Consider the following 16,730-nt stretch of genomic DNA (forward strand, 5'->3'; position numbering starts at 1 on the left):
GTCGCTAGCGCTAGCGGCACGCCCCGCTAACGTTAGCGGCCCCGCTAGCGCCCCAAACCTGCTCTGATCAGGCCGCTAGCGGATAGCGGCCCACCTGCGGAAACCCCTGAAACCCGCCCGGGAGGGCCCGTGATGACCCCTACCCTGCTCGCTATCACTCTGATCCTCGGCGTAACGCTGTGTTACGTCGCTGTCTGTGCTGCCTCGCCGTTCGGCAACTGCCGCAAGTGCCGCGGTTGGGGCTTCGCGATGAAGGCCGACCGCAAGGGCCGCATGAAGCGCGGCAAGGACTGCCGCCGCTGCAAGGCCACCGGCAAGCGGATACGCGTCGGCCGCTGGATCTACAACCGGTGGGCCCGCACCTACCGCGCAGGCACCGACACCCCCGCCCCCAAGCCCGCCCACGCTCCTGCCTCGAAGGGATAGCCCGATGGCCGTCACCGTCTCCCTGGTCCTGCTCTTCGGACTGGTCCTGTTCTTCCTGCTGCGCGGCAAGTCCCTGGGTTACGGCTCCGGGTTCATCGCCGTGATGTTCGGGTTCTTCCTCGCCTCCACCGGCGCGGCCGGACCCGTCAACGAACTGACAGCCGCCGTCATCAACGCCATCCCCGACCTGTGAGCGGAGGCACGGCCGTGAATGAACAGATCATCGCCCGGCACTGGCTGGCCATCATCGCGCCCAAGGCCGCGCCCGCCCTGGCCACCTCCACGGTGCTGATCCTGGCCCGCATCTGGAACGCCAACGGCGCCGAACACAGCATTGGCAACGCCGTGTTGATGACCGCGCTCGCCCTCGCCGCCGCCGCGGCCGGCACTTTCGCCTCGATCGGCGCGGCCGGAGATCCCGTCATCGCCGGAACTGCGTTCGCCACCTCCGGGGCCCTGGCCTTCGCGGGGGTCGCCGGGTACTCCGACGGTCTGCCCCTGCCGCTCCTGCTGTGGGTGCTGACCACCGCCGTCGCCTACGGGCTCGCCGCCCGCTACTGGCGTGCTGACCGCCGCGACCGCCTCGCCCACGAGCGGCACACCGGCGAGCGCCGCGACGAGCACGCCCACGTGGAACGCGTCGAAGCGCTGCGGGCCGGAGCGCAGATCGAATCCGCCCGCGTCGGAGCCCAGTACGCCGAACAACTTGCCACCGCCCTGCTCACCCGCGCCACCCTGCCCGGCTACGACCCCGCCGCGCTTGCCCGTGCAGGGCTGCCAGAACTGCCCGCCGTCACCGACCACGAGCACTGACCCCGGAAAGGAACCGATGATGACCGCCTACTCCACCCCGCTCGACCTGATCCTGGGGGCTGAGGCCGCCGACGCGTTCATTCGCGGGCGGGCCGCGGAGCTGACCCGCAACGACCTCCTGCCCGAGCAGGTTGCCTACTCGCTCACGGTCCGCCGCATCCTGCACGGCGACCCGTTGGTGCTGGCCGAGGCCGGACAGAGCTGGACACTGCGCTCGGACACCGACGCCGAGGATGCGCCCGCCTACCGGCTGAATGTCCTGGCCCGCCTGAGCTGCCCGCCGCGTGTCCTGGTCACCGACCCCGACGACCCCACCGGCGAAACCGACGAACTGTTGGCCGAGGTGCTGGAGATGTACTACCTCGCCACCTGGCGCCCTGAACTCGCCACGGCCAGCACACCCGACAACGACCAGTAGCTACGCCCGGGGCGGTCGCCCTCTCGCCAAAGACCGCGACCGCCCCGGTTCTCCGTCCCTTCGAGAGAAACAGGAGACCCCCAGCATGACACCCGACCGCACTCCCGCGCTGCTCTCCGCAGCTCTCCAGACCGCTGCCCGCGGCTGGCACGTCTTCCCTCTGCGCCCCGGTGGCAAGCGCCCCGCTGTCCTCGATTGGGAGGCGCGGGCTACCACCGACCCGGGACGCATCACCCGTGCGTGGGCCACGGCTCCGTTCAACGTCGGAATTGCAACCGGCCCCTCTGGCCTGGTCATCGTCGACCTTGACAAGCCCAAGACCCCGAATGACACCCCGTCGGCCGAATTGGCCGAGCAGGGTGTCACCGACGGAGCCGACGTGCTCGCCCTGCTCTGTGAGCGCCAGGGACAGCCCTTCCCGAAGGGCACGTACACCGTGCGCACTTGGAGCGGGGGCACTCACCTCTACTTCGCCGCTCCGGAGGGGGAGTCCCTGCGGAACACCGCTGGGGACAGCGCCCGTGGGCTGGGCTGGAAGGTCGACACGCGGGCCGTTGGCGGGCTTGTCGTCGGTGCGGGCAGCGTCTTTGCCGGGCGTCCGTATGAGGCCGTGAACCGTGCTCCTGTGGCGCCCCTGCCTGGTTGGCTCGCCGAGTTGCTGCGTCCGGCGCCCCTGCCGCCGCAAAGGCCGGTCACCGTCGCGCTCGCCGCGGATCGGCGGGGGAAGTGGCTACAGGCGGCGGTCAACGGGGAGCTGGCCCGTGTCACCGGCTCCGGTCCGCATCAGCACAACAACGCCCTCTTCGTCGCTTCCGTCGCCCTCGGACAGTTGGTGGCCGGGGGAGAGCTGGCTACGGCCGACGTGACCAACTGGCTTGCCGCTGCCGCTCTTCAGGTGGGGCAGAGCGAGCGCGAAGCGCACCGCACCATCGCCTCCGGCCTGCGGGCCGGAGCCAACCGCCCCCGAAGGGTCGCGGCATGAGCACCAGCCCCATTCCCCCGCTCCACCTGTACTCCGTGCCCAGCGACTCCCAGCCTGCTCCCAATCCACCGCCGAAACCGGAACGCCCCCGAACCGCGTGGACGGCTGATCAGCTCATGGCCGCTGAGTTCCCTGAGCCGAAGTGGGCCGTACCCGGCATCCTCGCGGAAGGCGTGAGCCTGCTCGCCGGACCACCCAAGGTTGGAAAGTCCTGGCTCTCCCTCGGACTTGGCCTCTCCGTCGCGGCCGGAGGAAAGGCATTCGACTCCGTACCCCTCCAGGGCGGCCCTGTCCTCTACCTCGCTCTGGAAGACACCCCGCGCCGTCTCCAGACCCGGATGGGCAAGCTTTTGGGCGGGCAGAAGGCGCCCGCCGGGCTGACGCTGGTCACCGAATGCCCGCCCTTCCCCCAGGGCGGCAGCGAGGCCATCGCCGGATGGCTCGACCGCAACCCCGATGCCCGCATGGTCGTCATCGACGTGTTCGCCAAGATGCGCGGCCAGTCCCCACAAGGCGCGTCGGCGTACGACGCCGACTATGTCGCCGTCGGCTACGCCAAGCGGCTCGCCGACCACTACGGCGTCGCCGTCGTGCTGGTCCACCACGTCCGCAAGATGGCCTCTGAGGACTTCCTCACCGAGGTCTCCGGGACCAACGGCATCGCGGGTGCGGCAGACGCAACGCTCGTACTCAAGCGGGCCCGCGGCCAGGCCGACGGCATCCTGCACGTCACCGGCCGCGACGTGAACGAAGCCGAGTATGCGCTGTCGTTCCAAGAGGCCTCCGGAGCCTGGCACTTGCTAGACGGGCCAGTCGCTGACCACACCGTGGGTGACACCCGAGCCGCGATCCTGCGGTTCGTCCGGGCGAACCCCGGAGCCCGCCCAAAGGACATCGCCACAGCGATCCCACAGGTCGATGCCGAGACCGTCCGCCGTACTTGCTCGCGCATGGCCGCCGACGGGCAGCTCACCAAGGACGGCAGCGGTCACTACTACCCGGACACCGAGACCCGGACGGAGGGCGTACCGGAGGTGTCCCAGCTGTCCGACTGTCCGGTTACCCCCACTGACCTGCACGAAGGGGTGGGACAGGCGGTATTGGGCCTGTCCCACCTGTCCGGTCCCCCAGAGAGGAGCGCGCAGTGACGACAGCTCTGCCCCGATCGCGGAACGACAAGCTCACGCTCGCTGAGGTCTGCGAGGACCTGAAGGTTTCGCGCTCCACCTTCTACGACTGGCGTGCGAAGGGGCGCGCCCCACGTTGCATCAAGTTGCCCAACGGCGACCTCCGGATCCGTCGCAGCGACTACGAGCACTGGCTGGATGACCGGGAGGACTGCGCCTGATGGACACGACGTACGACGTCAAGGTCTACAAGATCCTGACGTACAAGGGCGCTAGAAAGACGACCTACACCGTGCGCTGGGTGGTGGACGGAAGGCGGTGGCGCGAGCCATTCGCCACCATCGCCCTGGCGGACGCGTTCCGTTCTGAACTCATCACCGCAATGGGCAAGGGCGAGGCGTTCGTTGTCTCCACCGGGCTTCCCGTGTCGCATCGGTCCAAGGCTGCGGCCATGAGCTGGTACACCTTCGCTGTCCAGTACGTCGACGCGCGCTGGCCACAGCTCGGAGGCAACAGCCGCAAGAACACCGCCAAGGCACTCACGGCGACGACGGTGGCTCTCCTGCGGACCCAGCCTGCTCAGTTCAAGGCCGTGGACGTACGAACTGCCCTGAGGGAGTGGGCGTTCAACAAGAACCGCAGACCGGAGGCCTCACCCGAAGTCCTCACCATTCTCAAGTGGGTGGAGCGCAACTCCCTCCCCGTATCGGCTTGGGAGAACCCCGAGAAGGTCGACGAGATCCTGCAAGCCATCGACACCAGGCTGGATGGGAAGACCGCGGCAGCCTGGTCCAGGAAGCGCAACCGACGAATCCTCAACGTCGTCATGGGCTACGCGATCCGGAGGAACATCCTGAGGACCAACCCGCTCCCGAAGGGTAAGGCGACGTCGACGGCCACCAAGACCACCAACGCCGTAGACAAACGCTGCCTGTTGAACCCCCGACAGGCAGCAACGTTGCTCGGATGGGTGCGTCGGCGGCCACGCGGTGGACCGCGCCTGCATGCGTTCTTCGCGACCATGTACTACGCGGGACCACGTCCTGAGGAAGCCGTGGCGATGCGGGTGAGGGACGTGACGCTCCCAGATGCAGAAGCCGAAGACCAGTGGAGTGAGCTGCTGTTCCACACGGCAACGCCGGAGGTGGGCAAGCAGTGGACCGACACGGGTGAAATCCACGAAGAGCGCGACCTCAAGGGCCGGGCGGAAGGGGAGACCCGGGCCGTGCCGGGCCACCCCGCCCTGACCGGGATCCTCCGGGAGCACATCGGGGCCGAAGGCCTGAAGCCTGGCGACCTTCTGTTCCAAGGCGAGAAGGGCGGGATCCTGGCGGGCTTGGTCATCCGCCGGGCCTGGGGTCGGGCTCGCGAGAAGGTACTCCCCAAGGACGAATACGAGTCCCCGACCGGGAAGCGTGTGTACGACCTGCGACACACCTGCCTGACGGCCTGGCTCAACGCTGGGATCCCTCCGGCGCAGGTGGCCGAGTGGGCGGGCAACAGCGTGCCCGTACTGCTCGCCATCTACGCCCGGTGCGTGTCCGGGCAGCTCAAGGATTACCAGGCCCGCATCGAGGCCAAGCAGGATCTCTCTGCCTTGGACGAGCAGGCCTGAGGGCGCCCCGGCACGTCGACACGTATTCGACACGGCCACCCGCAAAGACCCGGTGACAGCCGGACAGCGCCGGACCCTCCTCATGCTGACCTGGGGGCGGTCCGGCGCTTACGCGTCCGCTACCCACAACCCGCTACGTTGCCCTGACCAGCAAAAAGGCCCTCCGGGGTGGAGGGCCGAACAAGGATGGACTGTGGCGCCCCCGGCAGGACTCGAACCTGCGGCCAAGCGCTTAGAAGGCGCCTGCTCTATCCACTGAGCTACGGGGGCCGGATGGTGGCCGGTGGCCTGGAGCCCGGGTGGGGACGAGCCGTGACCTTGCCGGGGACAAGGATAGGGCTCCCGGGTCCTTGTCCCTGGTGCTTCGCCTCCGAGGCGCTATGTGGAGGTTCAGTGAAGCGGTCCTGATAATCGCAGGCAGGTACGAATCCCGCATCGCTTTTGGCGTCTCACGCCCCGGGTGTTGTGCACTCGTTATGCCTGCGCCCCAGTCGCCCCTTCCGTCCCGTGTGTCCGATCGGCGCGCAGGGGTGCCCATATGCTTCAGAAAGCCGTCAAAATTGGGCATTCTTCGCATGTGGTGACCTTGGACGTACGGCCTCAACTGCTCGACGCACTCTCCGCCCTGCGCGAGCGTGTCGCCGCCGCACGCTTTCCGCTCCCCCTGGTGGGGGCGCCACGCGCGCGTGCCAACCGGGACGAGCTCCTTGCCCAGCTCGACGACTACTTGGTGCCCCGCCTACGGGCCCCCGAAGCGCCGCTGCTCGCCGTGATCGGGGGATCCACCGGGGCGGGCAAGTCGACCCTGGTGAACTCCCTCGTCGGGCGGCAGGTCAGTGCGGCGGGGGTGCTGCGGCCGACGACCCGGACGCCGGTCCTTGTGTGCCATCCGGAGGATCATCACTGGTTCGCCGGCATGCGCGTACTGCCCGACCTCATGCGCGTGTGGGTGCCGCGTCCGGAGCCTTCGGACGCCGACGACGACGGGGACGATGATCTGCTGCCGATCGGGCCCGACGGCGAGCGTGCGCTGCGCATCGAGACCTCGGAGACCCTGCCCCAGGGGCTCGCGCTCCTGGACGCCCCCGACGTCGACTCGCTCGTCTCCGACAACCGGAACCTCGCCGCCGAGCTGATCTCCGCGGCCGACGTCTGGGTCATGGTGACCACCGCGTCCCGGTACGCGGACGCCGTGCCCTGGCATCTGCTGCGTACAGCCAAGGAGCACGACGCGACCCTCGTCACCGTCCTTGACCGCGTGCCGCACCAGCTGGTGTCCGAGGTGTCACGGCAGTACGGAGCGCTGCTCGACAAGGCGGGCCTGGGCGATGTGCCGCGCTTCACGGTGCCCGAGCTGCCGGAGTCCGCGGGCGGCGGCGGGCTTCTCCCGGCCACGGCCGTCGCGCCGCTGCGGGCCTGGCTCACCCACCGGGCCCAGGAGCCCACGGCCCGTGCGCAGGCCATCGCGCGGACGGCACTGGGCGTCATCCAGTCCCTCAACGTGCGGGTGCCTGAGCTCGCGGGCGCCGTCGCCACGCAGTACGCCGCCGCACTGAGGCTCACCTCCGCCGTCGACGACGCGTACGGACACGAGCACGAGCGCGTGCGGGAGCGTCTGCAGGCGGGGGCCGTCCTCGCGGGCGACGCCCTGAAGAGGTGGCGCAGCTACCCCCTGGACTGCGGCGCCGGTGAACTCCTCGACGCCGTCGCGGAGAGCCTGGAGGCGTTGCTGCTGTGCGCGGTGACCGCGGCCGACGAGCGGATCGACGAGGCGTGGCGGCGTGAGCCCGCCTCCGCCGCCCCCGGGCTCGGCGACCGGGACCGGGCCGCCGAGGGCGCCGCGAGCGCCGAGCACCGCATCGGGATGGCCGTACGACGCTGGCGACGCGTCCTGGAGGAGTACGCCGACGACGAGGTCCGCGCGCTCGACGGGATCGAGAAGAACCTCGTCCCCGACCCCGAGATGGTGGCCGCCCTGCTGGCCACGGCCCTGCTCGGCGGGGCCCGCGGACGCTCGGCGGGGGAGACGCTCGCCGAGCGGATCGGCGCCCAGGGCGCGCTCCGGCTGCGGGACCGGGGCGGACGCCTGCTCACCACCTACCTGGACAACGTCCTGGGCGCGGAACGCGAGCGACGCCTCGCGCCCCTCGACGCCCTCGACGTGAACCCCGAACCCCAGGCCGACCTGATCGCCGCGCTGTCCGTACTGCAGAAGGAGAGGTGACCGCGGTGACTGCCGTCACTGATCACACCGAGCACGAGCACGAGCGCGATGAGCCTCCCGAGGAGCCAAGGGGCCCCGAGGGCGCTGCCGGGGAGGCCGGGGAGGCCGGGGAGGCTGGGGAGACCCATGGCGGCTCCGAAGGCGTCTGGGACGACGGGCTGATCGCGCGCCGGGGCGGTGGCGCGCGCGGTGGCGCGGCTCAGGGGGTCGGGGATGGTGCCGACGCGTACGCCGCGGCCGTGACTCCGTCCGGAGAGCCGTCGTCCAGTACGCCATCCGGTGCTTCTTCCGGTACTTCGTCCGGCACGTCGGCCGCTACTTCGACCGCGTACGAAGGGCCTTTGCGCGCCCGGCTCGATGCCCTGCGTGAACTCGTCGGGCTCTCCCGCACGCGGCTCGACAGCGCCACGCTCGCCGAGGCGGGCCGGGTGCTCGACGAGGCCGCGACCCGGCGCAGGCTCTCCGGCAGGCACACCGTCGTCGCCATCGCGGGCGCCACCGGAAGCGGCAAGTCGACGCTGTTCAACGCCCTGGCCGGGGTGACGATCTCGGAGACCGGCGTCCGCAGGCCGACCACGGCGGCCCCCATCGGCTGCAGCTGGACCGACGGCGCCGCAGGGCTCCTGGACCGGCTCGGCATCCCGGGGCGGCTGCGCAGGCGCCCGCTCCAGGGCCCGGACGCGGGCGTCCTGGAGGGGCTCGTCCTGATCGACCTGCCCGACCACGACTCGGCGGTCGGGGAGCACCGCGCGCACGTGGACCGGATCCTCGCGCTCGTCGACGCGGTCATCTGGGTCGTCGACCCCGAGAAGTACGCCGACGCCATGCTGCACGAGCGCTATCTGCGGCCCATGGCGGGGCACGCCGAGGTCATGTTCGTCGTGCTCAACCAGGTGGACCGGCTGCCGGGCGATGCCGCCGACCAGGTGCTCGACGATCTGCGGCGGCTGCTCGACGAGGACGGCATCGCCCTCGGCGAGCACGGCGAACCCGGCGCCACCGTGCTCGCCCTCTCCGCGCTGACCGGCGACGGAGTGGGTGAACTCCGGGAGTCCCTCGGCCAGTTCACCAAGGAGCGAGGCGCCGCCGCCCGGCGGATCGCGGCCGACCTGGACGCCACCGCCGACCAGCTGTGGCCTGTGTACGCGGCCGGGGCCGGGTGGCACGGAGGCCGGGGCAGGTCGTGGATCGGGCTCAGCGAAGAAGCGCGCGAGGAGTTCACCGACCGGCTCGCGGACGCGGTGGGCGCGGCGGCGGCGGGGCAGGCCGCGGAACGGGCCTGGCAGCGCAACGCGGGCAAGGCGTGCGGCACTCCCTGGCTGCGGCTGTGGCGTTGGTACGAGGCCCAGCGCTCGCCGCGGAGTGTCGGCTGGCCCGTGGCGCAGGCGTCGACGGACGAGGAGGCCACGGCCCGGCAGCGCGTAGAGAACGCGGTGCGCACGGTGGCCGACGAGGCTGCTTCCGGGCTGCCCCAGCCCTGGGGGCAGGCCGTGCGGGAGGCGGCGGTGCGTGGCGCGGAGGGGCTGCCCGAGGCGCTCGACGAGCTGACGGTGACGGCCGGGGTGCCGGAGGGAAGGCCGCCGCGGCCAGGGTGGTGGCCGGTCGCGGTGCTCGCTCAGGCGGCGATGACGATGCTCCAAGTCGTGGGCGGGCTCTGGCTGGTGGCGCAGATCATCGGGATCTCCGTGCCGAACCTCGGCGTGCCGGTGCTGCTGATGCTGGCGGGCATCGCGGGCGGTCCCTGCGTGGAGTGGGGGAGCCGGATGGCGGCACGGGGCCCCGCGAGACGCTACGGCCTGGACGCGGAACGGCGGCTGCGGGAGGCGGCGGCCGGCTGCGGGCGGGCGAGGGTCCTGGATCCGTTGGCGGCGGAGCTGCTGCGGTACCTGGAGGTTCGGGAGCAGTACGTGCGGATGACGGGGGCGTCGGTCGGCTGAAGGGTGGGACGCCGTGGCGTTCCCGAGCGGCCCTCGGACCCCGTTCGGGTGAGGGAGTTTTCCACAACTGCCCGGTAGACCACAGGACTCAGCGGGATCATCCCGACCGGTCCACTCTGAGACCGACGCCGCGGGACCGACCGTCGCGGCGGCGAAAGCGGAGTGGACGAGGGAGGGGTTCGGCAATGAACGAGACCTTGGTGACGGTGGTGGGGAACGTCGCGACGACGCCGGTGTTCCGGGAGCTGCCCTCCGGACCGGTGGCCCGGTTCCGGCTCGCGGTGACCGCGCGGTACTACGACGCCGTGCAGAACGTCTGGGCGGACGGGCACACCAATTTCTTCACGGTATGGGCGAGGCGAACGCTCGGCTCGAACGTGCAGGGTTCCCTGACGATCGGTGAACCCGTCATCGTGCAGGGCAAGTTGAAGGTGCGTGACGAGGAGCGGGGCGGCCAGCACTGGACATCGGCGGACATCGACGCGATCACCATCGGCCACGATCTCTCGCGCGGTACGGCGGCGTTCCGGCGCGTGCTCAAGGCGAACGCGGCCCTGACGGAACCGGCGGCGGCGCGCGAGCCGGAGCCCGAGCCGGTGGGGTGACGGGCCGTCAGGAAGGGGCGGCCGATGTGCGACCGATGTGCGGCTTATCGGCGAATGGGCGCCCGAATGGGTGCCGTTGATTTGTCGATAAGCCCAGTTCGGAAAGGTTGTCGGCGATAACGATTCCGAGTCGGATCGGCTATCGAACGGTAGTACTGGGGACCCTGGTCTGCCGCGTCTCTAGGATGCCGAACGTAGCTAGCGGGGCAGTTGGTAGTGGATGCCACGCAGGTGGCAGGTGATTCTGCCCCTTTCAATCTGCTGGCGGGGCCACCCCCCTCGAAGTGAACGGGTCCCGTCCGGAGGGGAATTCTGTGTCTTTTGCGCGTTCTGTGTTCTCTGTGTTCTCCGCGTCCTCCGGGGGGCGTGCGTGCTCTGCGCCGTCCCGGCGGAGAAGAGGCGCCGCGCGCCTCGCCGCGGTGACGCTGGCGACCGGGGCCGTCGCGGCGGGCGCGATAGCCACCGCGGTGCCTGCCGCGGCGGAAGAGGCCCCGCAGCACCGGGGTGGAGCCGTCGCGACGCTGGGCGGGCTCCAGACGTACGACCAGGCGGTCATCCGTGACAACGGGGCGAGCCAGCAGGTGCCCGCCGGACTCTTCGAGATGTCCGTGGACGGCGGCGGCACCCTGCAGACGTACTGCATCGACATCCAGAACCCCACGCAGAAGGACGCGAAGTACCAGGAGACCCCCTGGAGCGGCACTTCGCTGAGCGGCAACAAGAACGCGGGGAAGATCCGCTGGATCCTCCAGCACTCCTACCCCCAGGTGAACGACCTCGCCGCGCTGGCAGGCAAGGCGGGCGCGCGGGCGCTGACCGAGCAGGAGGCCGCGGCCGGCACGCAGGTGGCGATCTGGCGCTATTCGGACGGCGCCGACGTCGACGCGGTCGACCCGCAGGCCGAGAAGCTCGCGGACTACCTCTTCAAGAGCGCCCGTGGCTCGGTGGAGCCCCGGGCCTCGCTGACCCTCGACCCGCCCGCAGTCTCCGGGCGCGCGGGAGAGCGGCTCGGTCCGGTCACCGTGCGGACGGACGCGGACGCCGTGTCCGTGACCCCGCCCGCGGACTCGGTGGCCAGCGGGGTGAAGGTCGTCGGCAAGGACGGCAAGCCCGTCACCTCCGCGGTGAACGGCAGCCGACTGTTCTTCGACATTCCCAAGGGCGCCCCGGACGGCTCCGCGGCCCTCGCCGTGCAGGCGTCGACCACGGTGCCGGTCGGCCGGGCCTTCGCCTCCGAGACCCGGAGCCAGACGCAGATCCTCGCGGGCTCCAGCGAGTCGACGGTCTCCGCGACGGCGAGCGCCACCTGGGCCAAGAAGGGCGCGATACCGGCGCTGTCCGCGGAGAAGAACTGCGCCAAGAGCGGCGTGGACATCACGGCGAGCAACAAGGGCGACCAGGCATTCACCTTCCGCCTCATGGGCCTCAAGCACACCATCGAGGCCGGCACGTCGCGGACGGTGACGATCCCGCTGCAGGAAGACCAGCCCTACGACTTCACGATCAAGGGTCCGAACGGCTTCGAGAAGCGGTTCAAGGGCGTGCTCGACTGCCGGACCGAGGGCAGCACGATCGGCAACAAGACGGAGCCCGTCGCCGACCCGAGCCCCGCGTCGGCAGGCGGCACAGGCACCGGCGACGGCGACCTCGCGGAAACGGGCGGCTCAAGCGCGACCCCGATGATCGCCGGAATAGCGGTCCTCATGGTCGTGCTCGGCGCGGCAGCGATGTTCCTGCTCCGCAAGAAGAAGGAACCGACGGGCACGGAGTCGCCGACGCAGGACTGACAACCTCGCCGCGGCGACGGTCAGTGACGACCCGACTACAACTGCGGTCAGGAATGGGCAGGTAGCGGGCACCCGGCCATACTGGTTTCCTCCGGGAGGTAGCCGTCAGGCAAGATGGGGTGTATCTGCCCACTCACTGATTGCCGGACGGTTTCTCTTGGCTGAGTACATCTACACCATGCGCAAGACGCGCAAGGCGCACGGCGACAAGGTGATTCTTGATGACGTCACCCTGAGCTTCCTTCCTGGCGCCAAGATCGGTGTCGTGGGCCCCAACGGCGCCGGTAAGTCCACGGTGCTGAAGATCATGGCCGGGCTCGAGCAGCCGTCCAACGGTGACGCGTTCCTCGCTCCCGGGTACAGCGTCGGCATCCTCATGCAGGAGCCGCAGCTCGACGAGACCAAGACCGTTCTGGAGAACGTCCAGGACGGCGCCGCCGAGATCATGGGCAAGCTCAAGCGCTTCAACGAGGTCGCCGAGCTCATGGCGACCGACTACTCCGACGCGCTCATGGACGAGATGGGCAAGCTCCAGGAGGACCTGGACCACGCCAACGCGTGGGACCTCGACGCCCAGCTCGAGCAGGCCATGGACGCGCTCGGCTGCCCGCCCGGCGACTGGCCCGTCACCACCCTCTCCGGCGGTGAGAAGCGCCGCGTCGCGCTCTGCAAGCTCCTCATCGAGGCGCCCGACCTGCTGCTCCTCGACGAGCCCACCAACCACCTCGACGCCGAGTCGGTGAACTGGCTGGAGCAGCACCTCTCCCAGTACGCCGGCGCTGTCGTCGCGGTCACCCACGACCGGTACTTCCTCGACAACGTCGCCCAGTGGATCCTCGAGCTCGACCGCGGTCGCGCCCACCCGTACGAGGGCAACTACTCCACGTACCTGGAGAAGAAGTCCACCCGCCTCAAGGTCGAGGGCCGCAAGGACGAGAAGCGCGCCAAGCGGCTCAAGGAAGAGCTCGAGTGGGTGCGGTCCAACGCCAAGGGGCGTCAGGCCAAGTCCAAGGCGCGCCTCGCGCGCTACGAGGAGATGGCCGCCGAGGCGGACAAGATGCGGAAGCTGGACTTCGAGGAGATCCAGATCCCGCCGGGTCCGCGGCTGGGATCGATTGTCGTCGAGGTCGAGAATCTGTCGAAGGCCTTCGGCGACAAGGTGCTTGTCGACGACCTGAGCTTCTCGCTGCCGCGCAACGGCATCGTCGGCATCATCGGTCCGAACGGCGCGGGCAAGACCACGCTGTTCAAGATGATCCAGGGCCTGGAGGAGCCGGACTCCGGCAGCATCAAGATCGGCGACACGGTCAAGGTCAGCTACGTCGACCAGGGCCGCGCCAACATCGACCCGAAGAAGACCCTCTGGGCCGTCGTGAGCGACGAGCTCGACTACATCAACGTCGGACAGGTCGAGATGCCCTCGCGGGCGTACGTCTCCGCCTTCGGGTTCAAGGGTCCTGACCAGCAGAAGCCGGCCGGTGTGCTCTCCGGTGGTGAGCGCAACCGCCTCAACCTGGCGCTGACCCTCAAGGAGGGCGGCAACCTGCTCCTCCTCGACGAACCGACGAACGACCTGGACGTCGAGACCCTGTCCTCCCTCGAGAACGCGCTCCTGGAGTTCCCGGGCGCCGCTGTCGTGATCTCCCACGACCGGTGGTTCCTGGACCGAGTGGCCACGCACATCCTCGCCTACGAGGGTGAGTCCAGGTGGTACTGGTTCGAGGGCAACTTCGAGTCCTACGAGAAGAACAAGGTCGAGCGGCTCGGCGCCGACGCGACCCGTCCGCACCGCGCCACCTACAAGAAGCTCACCCGGGGCTGAGACTGACATGAGTCGGCATATCTACAGCTGCCCCCTCCGGTGGTCGGACATGGATGCCTTCGGGCACGTCAACAACGTCGTCTTCCTGCGGTACTTGGAAGAGGCGCGGATCGACTTCATGTTCCGGCTCGCACCGGGGGACGGCAGTCCGTCGTTCTCGGGCGGGTCCGTCGTGGCCCGCCATGAGATCGACTACGTACGGCCGTTGGTCCACCGGCACTCGCCGGTGACCATCGAGTCGTGGGTGACGAAGATAAGCGCTGCCTCGCTCACCATCTCGTACGAGGTCAAGGACCCTGAGCAGGTGTATGTGCGGGCCACGACGATAGTGGTTCCGTTCAACCTGGAGGCGCAGCGGCCGCGGCGGATCACTGCCGAGGAGAAGGCCATGCTCCTGACCTACATGGACGACGACGGCGATGAGGACGAGGGTGCGGAGGCGCTCGTCGCATGACGGCGCAGCTGCACTTCGCCGACGCCGGGGAGGCGGGGGATCTCGCCGCCTTCCTGGCCCGGCTCATCCACTACGACAAGGCTGCCGCGGTCCGTCTGCAGGCGGCGGGCGACACGCTCGCCGTGTTCGGCAGGCCGCCGTCGTTCGAAGTACTCGCCATCCGTACGGCGCGGCTCGCGAAGCCGTACGCGCACGGGCTCGACACCTCGCTCGATGTCACCGTCTCCGCCGGTGAACTCCTCGAATCCGTGGGGGAGTCGGCGGATTCCGTGAAGTCGGCGGGCGTGGTCTTCGTGCCGCAGGCCGTCACCGGGCCGCCGTGGGCCGGAGTCCTGCCGCCACGGGGCGGCTGGCAGCCGGAGCAGGGGCTTCCGCCCGTGGACGCGGTGCGGGGTCTCGTCGCTGCCGCCGTCGCCGAATTCAAGTCCCGGGTCGAGGAGTTGCCGCAGGAGCGGCGGGTCCGGGCGGAGCTCGACCAGCTGGGCCGGGAGATCTGGTCCCGGACCATCGGGGACACCGGACTGCCCGTGCGGGCCGCGCATGCCGCGCAGGCCCTGGGGTTCCTGCGGGGAGACTCGCTCGACCTGCTGTCGTCCGGGCCGTGGCTGCGGCTGCGTACGAACTATGGGTCCATCGCCGTGCGCCGGGCGGGCGTCGGAGGGCTTTCCGTCACGCCTGCGTGAGCGCGTGAGCGGTACCCGCCGACTACGCGCGCGCCTGGGTCACCTCTCGTCGTCGGGCCACACCCCGATGTGGTCCCGTTCGAGCTCAAGCGCAACCCTGTCCCGCATGTCCAGCGCCGCCGTGTACTCGGCGGGCAGTTGGAGGCGGCCCGCGCGGTCCAGCATCGCGTACTCGCGAGATGTCACCGACTCCTGGCCCGTCGACGCGTCCACCTCCGTGCGGCGCAGGACCTCCGTCGAGGTGCGGCCGTCGCGGATGGCGACCGTGCGGCGGACCTCGGATGCGACCGCCTGGTCGTGGGTGACGATGACGATGGTGGTGCCAAGCTCCTCGTTCGCGGTGCGGAAGGCGGCGAAGATCTGCTCGGCGGTGTGCGAGTCCAGCTCGCCGGTGGGTTCGTCGGCCAGCAGGACCGACGGGTTGTTGGCGAGGGCCACCGCGATGGCGACGCGCTGCTGCTGGCCGCCGGAGAGCTGCCGCGGACGCCGGTCGCGGAGGTCGGACACCGACATCAACTCCAGCAATTCCTCCGCCCGTTCGGCCTTCCGCCCGCGTTTCGTCGACAGCCCGCCGCGCTCGCCGCGCCCGCCGCGCCCGCCCCTCAACTGCATCGGCAGCGCCACATTCTGTGCCGCCGTCAGATACGGCAGCAGATTGCGTGCCGTCTGCTGCCAGACGAAGCCCACGACGTCCCTGCGGTAGCGCAGCCGCTCCTTCGCGCCCATCGCCAGGAGATCGCGGCCCGCGACCCGCGCCGAGCCCGCGGTCGGCTCGTCGAGCCCGGCGAGGATGTTCATCAGCGTCGACTTGCCGCTCCCCGACGCGCCGACCAGGGCCATCAACTCGCCCTCGCGGACCAGGAGATCGAGCCCTTGGAGCGCCTGCACCTCGACGCCGTCCGTGGAGAAGACGCGGACCAGGCGATCGCAGGTGATCAGCGCGTCGTGACCGTAGACGGGGCGGTCGCGGTGGGCGGTGGCCCGTGCCTCGAGATCCGCGAGTGAGGACATGGTGGCGGTGGGGGGCGTGTCGGCTGTCATCCGGTGTCTCCTGTCTTCAGCTCGGTCGCGGCCGTGCGCCGCGCGGTCCACCACGCCTGTACGAAGGCGACCCCGGCCGTGAGGATCACCACGCCCACGGCGGGCAGCAGCAAGGACCAGGGATCGGCCCGCAGCGTCACATCGCCGACCCCCGCGAGCGTGCCGCGTGCCGCGAGGGCGACCTGGGCCAGGTCGACTCCCGGCGCGAGGAGGGCGATGGCCGCCCAGCTCACCAACGCCCCGCCACCCGCCGCGAGCAGCGCCTGCGGCAGCGACTCCAGGACCAGCAGGCGACGCCCCTGCCTCCTGCTCAGGCCCAGGGTGTGCAGCCTGGCCAGGAGCGCGGCCCGCTGCGGGGCGGAGTGCAGGAGGGCGAGCAGGACGGCCAGTACGGCGTACCCGGCGCCTGCCGCGACCGCCGCAGCGTAGATGCGCTCGGCGCCCGACTGGAGCGGGGAGTCGGTGAGCGCGGCACGCTCGGTGGCGCGGAACGTCGCTTCGATGCCGGCGCCCGCGGCCCGCGCCGACCTGGTCAGGGCCGCCGCGTCGATCCGCTGTCCCGGGGTGCCGGTGGCCAGGAGCGCGGTGTCATCGGGGTGGTCGAGCCGACTGCGGTCGATCAGGAGGAACGCGCTGCCGGTGGGCAGGGCCGGGGTGCCGGTCCGCACGGCCTCGACCGAGGCCTTGAAGCTCCCGGTGGGGGTACGGAAACTGTGCGCGCCCTTGCCGAGCCGTCGGGCCACGTCCGGCGAAGCCACGGCGGGTAGAACGGCGCCGCGGCCGCCGCGGGCGCCGC

At 70.3% G+C, this 16,730-nt stretch carries 16 protein-coding genes, 1 tRNA gene and 1 pseudogene; 15 read left to right on the plus strand and 3 right to left on the minus strand.

Annotation, left to right across the window (positions count from 1 at the left end):
- Window positions 1-132: 132 nt before the first annotated feature.
- The 8 genes from ABD378_RS38550 to ABD378_RS38585 all read left to right on the plus strand — a co-directional run bounded on the left by ABD378_RS38550 (window position 133) and on the right by ABD378_RS38585 (window position 5,381).
- Complete coding sequence (locus ABD378_RS38550) at window positions 133-426, plus strand: hypothetical protein (RefSeq protein ID WP_344529091.1); 294 nt, start codon at window positions 133-135, stop codon at window positions 424-426.
- 4 nt (window positions 427-430) lie between these two features.
- Window positions 431-619, plus strand: a complete 189-nt coding sequence (locus ABD378_RS38555) for a hypothetical protein (protein WP_344529093.1) — start codon at window positions 431-433, stop codon at window positions 617-619.
- A gap of 14 nt (window positions 620-633) precedes the next feature.
- Window positions 634-1,239 carry a hypothetical protein gene (locus ABD378_RS38560; protein ID WP_344529095.1) on the plus strand — a complete coding sequence of 202 codons (606 nt, stop codon included), beginning with the start codon at window positions 634-636 and terminating at the stop codon, window positions 1,237-1,239.
- A gap of 16 nt (window positions 1,240-1,255) precedes the next feature.
- The gene (locus tag ABD378_RS38565) at window positions 1,256-1,657 is read left to right on the plus strand and encodes a hypothetical protein (RefSeq protein WP_344529097.1); all 402 of its coding nucleotides are present in this window, start codon (window positions 1,256-1,258) and stop codon (window positions 1,655-1,657) included.
- Window positions 1,658-1,742: 85 nt separating this feature from the next.
- On the plus strand, window positions 1,743-2,639 hold the full coding sequence (locus ABD378_RS38570; protein WP_344529099.1) for a bifunctional DNA primase/polymerase: 897 nt from the start codon (window positions 1,743-1,745) through the stop codon (window positions 2,637-2,639).
- Complete coding sequence (locus tag ABD378_RS38575; RefSeq protein ID WP_425583957.1) at window positions 2,636-3,787, plus strand: AAA family ATPase; 1,152 nt, start codon at window positions 2,636-2,638, stop codon at window positions 3,785-3,787. Before ABD378_RS38570 ends, ABD378_RS38575 begins: the two co-directional genes overlap by 4 nt.
- Entirely contained in the window at window positions 3,784-3,987 is a 204-nt protein-coding gene (locus ABD378_RS38580) for a helix-turn-helix transcriptional regulator (protein WP_344529103.1), read from the plus strand. The genes ABD378_RS38575 and ABD378_RS38580 overlap by 4 nt, the downstream gene beginning before the upstream one ends.
- The gene (locus ABD378_RS38585; protein ID WP_344529105.1) at window positions 3,987-5,381 is read left to right on the plus strand and encodes a tyrosine-type recombinase/integrase; all 1,395 of its coding nucleotides are present in this window, start codon (window positions 3,987-3,989) and stop codon (window positions 5,379-5,381) included. Before ABD378_RS38580 ends, ABD378_RS38585 begins: the two co-directional genes overlap by 1 nt.
- 194 nt (window positions 5,382-5,575) lie before the next feature.
- Here the strand turns inward: ABD378_RS38585 and ABD378_RS38590 are convergent.
- Window positions 5,576-5,651, minus strand: a tRNA-Arg gene (locus ABD378_RS38590).
- A 268-nt stretch (window positions 5,652-5,919) separates the two neighbouring features.
- Here ABD378_RS38590 and ABD378_RS38595 point away from each other — a divergent pair.
- The 7 genes from ABD378_RS38595 (at window position 5,920) to ABD378_RS38625 (ending at window position 14,893) form a co-directional block, all read left to right on the plus strand.
- Window positions 5,920-7,605 carry a dynamin family protein gene (locus tag ABD378_RS38595; protein WP_344529107.1) on the plus strand — a complete coding sequence of 562 codons (1,686 nt, stop codon included), beginning with the start codon at window positions 5,920-5,922 and terminating at the stop codon, window positions 7,603-7,605.
- A gap of 5 nt (window positions 7,606-7,610) precedes the next feature.
- Window positions 7,611-9,542 carry a YfjP family GTPase gene (locus ABD378_RS38600; RefSeq protein WP_344529109.1) on the plus strand — a complete coding sequence of 644 codons (1,932 nt, stop codon included), beginning with the start codon at window positions 7,611-7,613 and terminating at the stop codon, window positions 9,540-9,542.
- A gap of 185 nt (window positions 9,543-9,727) precedes the next feature.
- The gene (locus ABD378_RS38605; RefSeq protein ID WP_344529111.1) at window positions 9,728-10,147 is read left to right on the plus strand and encodes a single-stranded DNA-binding protein; all 420 of its coding nucleotides are present in this window, start codon (window positions 9,728-9,730) and stop codon (window positions 10,145-10,147) included.
- A 332-nt stretch (window positions 10,148-10,479) separates the two neighbouring features.
- A complete protein-coding gene (locus ABD378_RS38610; protein WP_425583958.1) occupies window positions 10,480-11,934 on the plus strand; it encodes a Cys-Gln thioester bond-forming surface protein in 1,455 nt (484 codons plus the stop codon).
- A 157-nt stretch (window positions 11,935-12,091) separates the two neighbouring features.
- Complete coding sequence (ettA, locus tag ABD378_RS38615) at window positions 12,092-13,756, plus strand: energy-dependent translational throttle protein EttA (protein ID WP_344529115.1); 1,665 nt, start codon at window positions 12,092-12,094, stop codon at window positions 13,754-13,756.
- 7 nt (window positions 13,757-13,763) lie between these two features.
- Window positions 13,764-14,210, plus strand: coding sequence for an acyl-CoA thioesterase (locus ABD378_RS38620; RefSeq protein ID WP_344529117.1), 447 nt, complete (start codon window positions 13,764-13,766; stop codon window positions 14,208-14,210).
- Window positions 14,207-14,893 (plus strand): DUF8185 domain-containing protein, encoded by a 687-nt coding sequence (locus tag ABD378_RS38625; protein ID WP_344529119.1) that lies wholly within the window; start codon window positions 14,207-14,209, stop codon window positions 14,891-14,893. Before ABD378_RS38620 ends, ABD378_RS38625 begins: the two co-directional genes overlap by 4 nt.
- 39 nt (window positions 14,894-14,932) lie before the next feature.
- Here ABD378_RS38625 and ABD378_RS38630 read toward each other — a convergent pair whose 3' ends face one another.
- Entirely contained in the window at window positions 14,933-15,934 is a 1,002-nt protein-coding gene (locus ABD378_RS38630) for an ABC transporter ATP-binding protein (RefSeq protein WP_344529121.1), read from the minus strand.
- Window positions 15,931-16,730: pseudogene (locus ABD378_RS38635) on the minus strand (FtsX-like permease family protein); the annotation flags it as partial. The gene ABD378_RS38630 and the pseudogene ABD378_RS38635, both read right to left, overlap by 4 nt.

The organism is Streptomyces rectiviolaceus, from assembly GCF_039533825.1.
GTDB lineage: Bacteria > Actinomycetota > Actinomycetes > Streptomycetales > Streptomycetaceae > Streptomyces > Streptomyces rectiviolaceus.

Excerpts from the sequence above, each read along its gene's own strand:
- ABD378_RS38550 (WP_344529091.1), top strand. The coding sequence starts at position 133 with ATGACCCCTACCCTGCTCGCTATCACTCTGATCCTCGGCGTAACGCTG.
- ABD378_RS38555 (WP_344529093.1), top strand. The coding sequence starts at position 431 with ATGGCCGTCACCGTCTCCCTGGTCCTGCTCTTCGGACTGGTCCTGTTC.
- ABD378_RS38565 (WP_344529097.1), top strand. The coding sequence starts at position 1,256 with ATGATGACCGCCTACTCCACCCCGCTCGACCTGATCCTGGGGGCTGAG.
- ABD378_RS38570 (WP_344529099.1), top strand. The coding sequence starts at position 1,743 with ATGACACCCGACCGCACTCCCGCGCTGCTCTCCGCAGCTCTCCAGACC.
- ABD378_RS38575 (WP_425583957.1), top strand. The coding sequence starts at position 2,636 with ATGAGCACCAGCCCCATTCCCCCGCTCCACCTGTACTCCGTGCCCAGC.
- ABD378_RS38585 (WP_344529105.1), top strand. The coding sequence starts at position 3,987 with ATGGACACGACGTACGACGTCAAGGTCTACAAGATCCTGACGTACAAG.
- ABD378_RS38595 (WP_344529107.1), top strand. The coding sequence starts at position 5,920 with ATGCTTCAGAAAGCCGTCAAAATTGGGCATTCTTCGCATGTGGTGACC.
- ABD378_RS38605 (WP_344529111.1), top strand. The coding sequence starts at position 9,728 with ATGAACGAGACCTTGGTGACGGTGGTGGGGAACGTCGCGACGACGCCG.
- ABD378_RS38620 (WP_344529117.1), top strand. The coding sequence starts at position 13,764 with ATGAGTCGGCATATCTACAGCTGCCCCCTCCGGTGGTCGGACATGGAT.
- ABD378_RS38625 (WP_344529119.1), top strand. The coding sequence starts at position 14,207 with ATGACGGCGCAGCTGCACTTCGCCGACGCCGGGGAGGCGGGGGATCTC.
- ABD378_RS38630 (WP_344529121.1), bottom strand. The coding sequence starts at position 15,934 with ATGACAGCCGACACGCCCCCCACCGCCACCATGTCCTCACTCGCGGAT.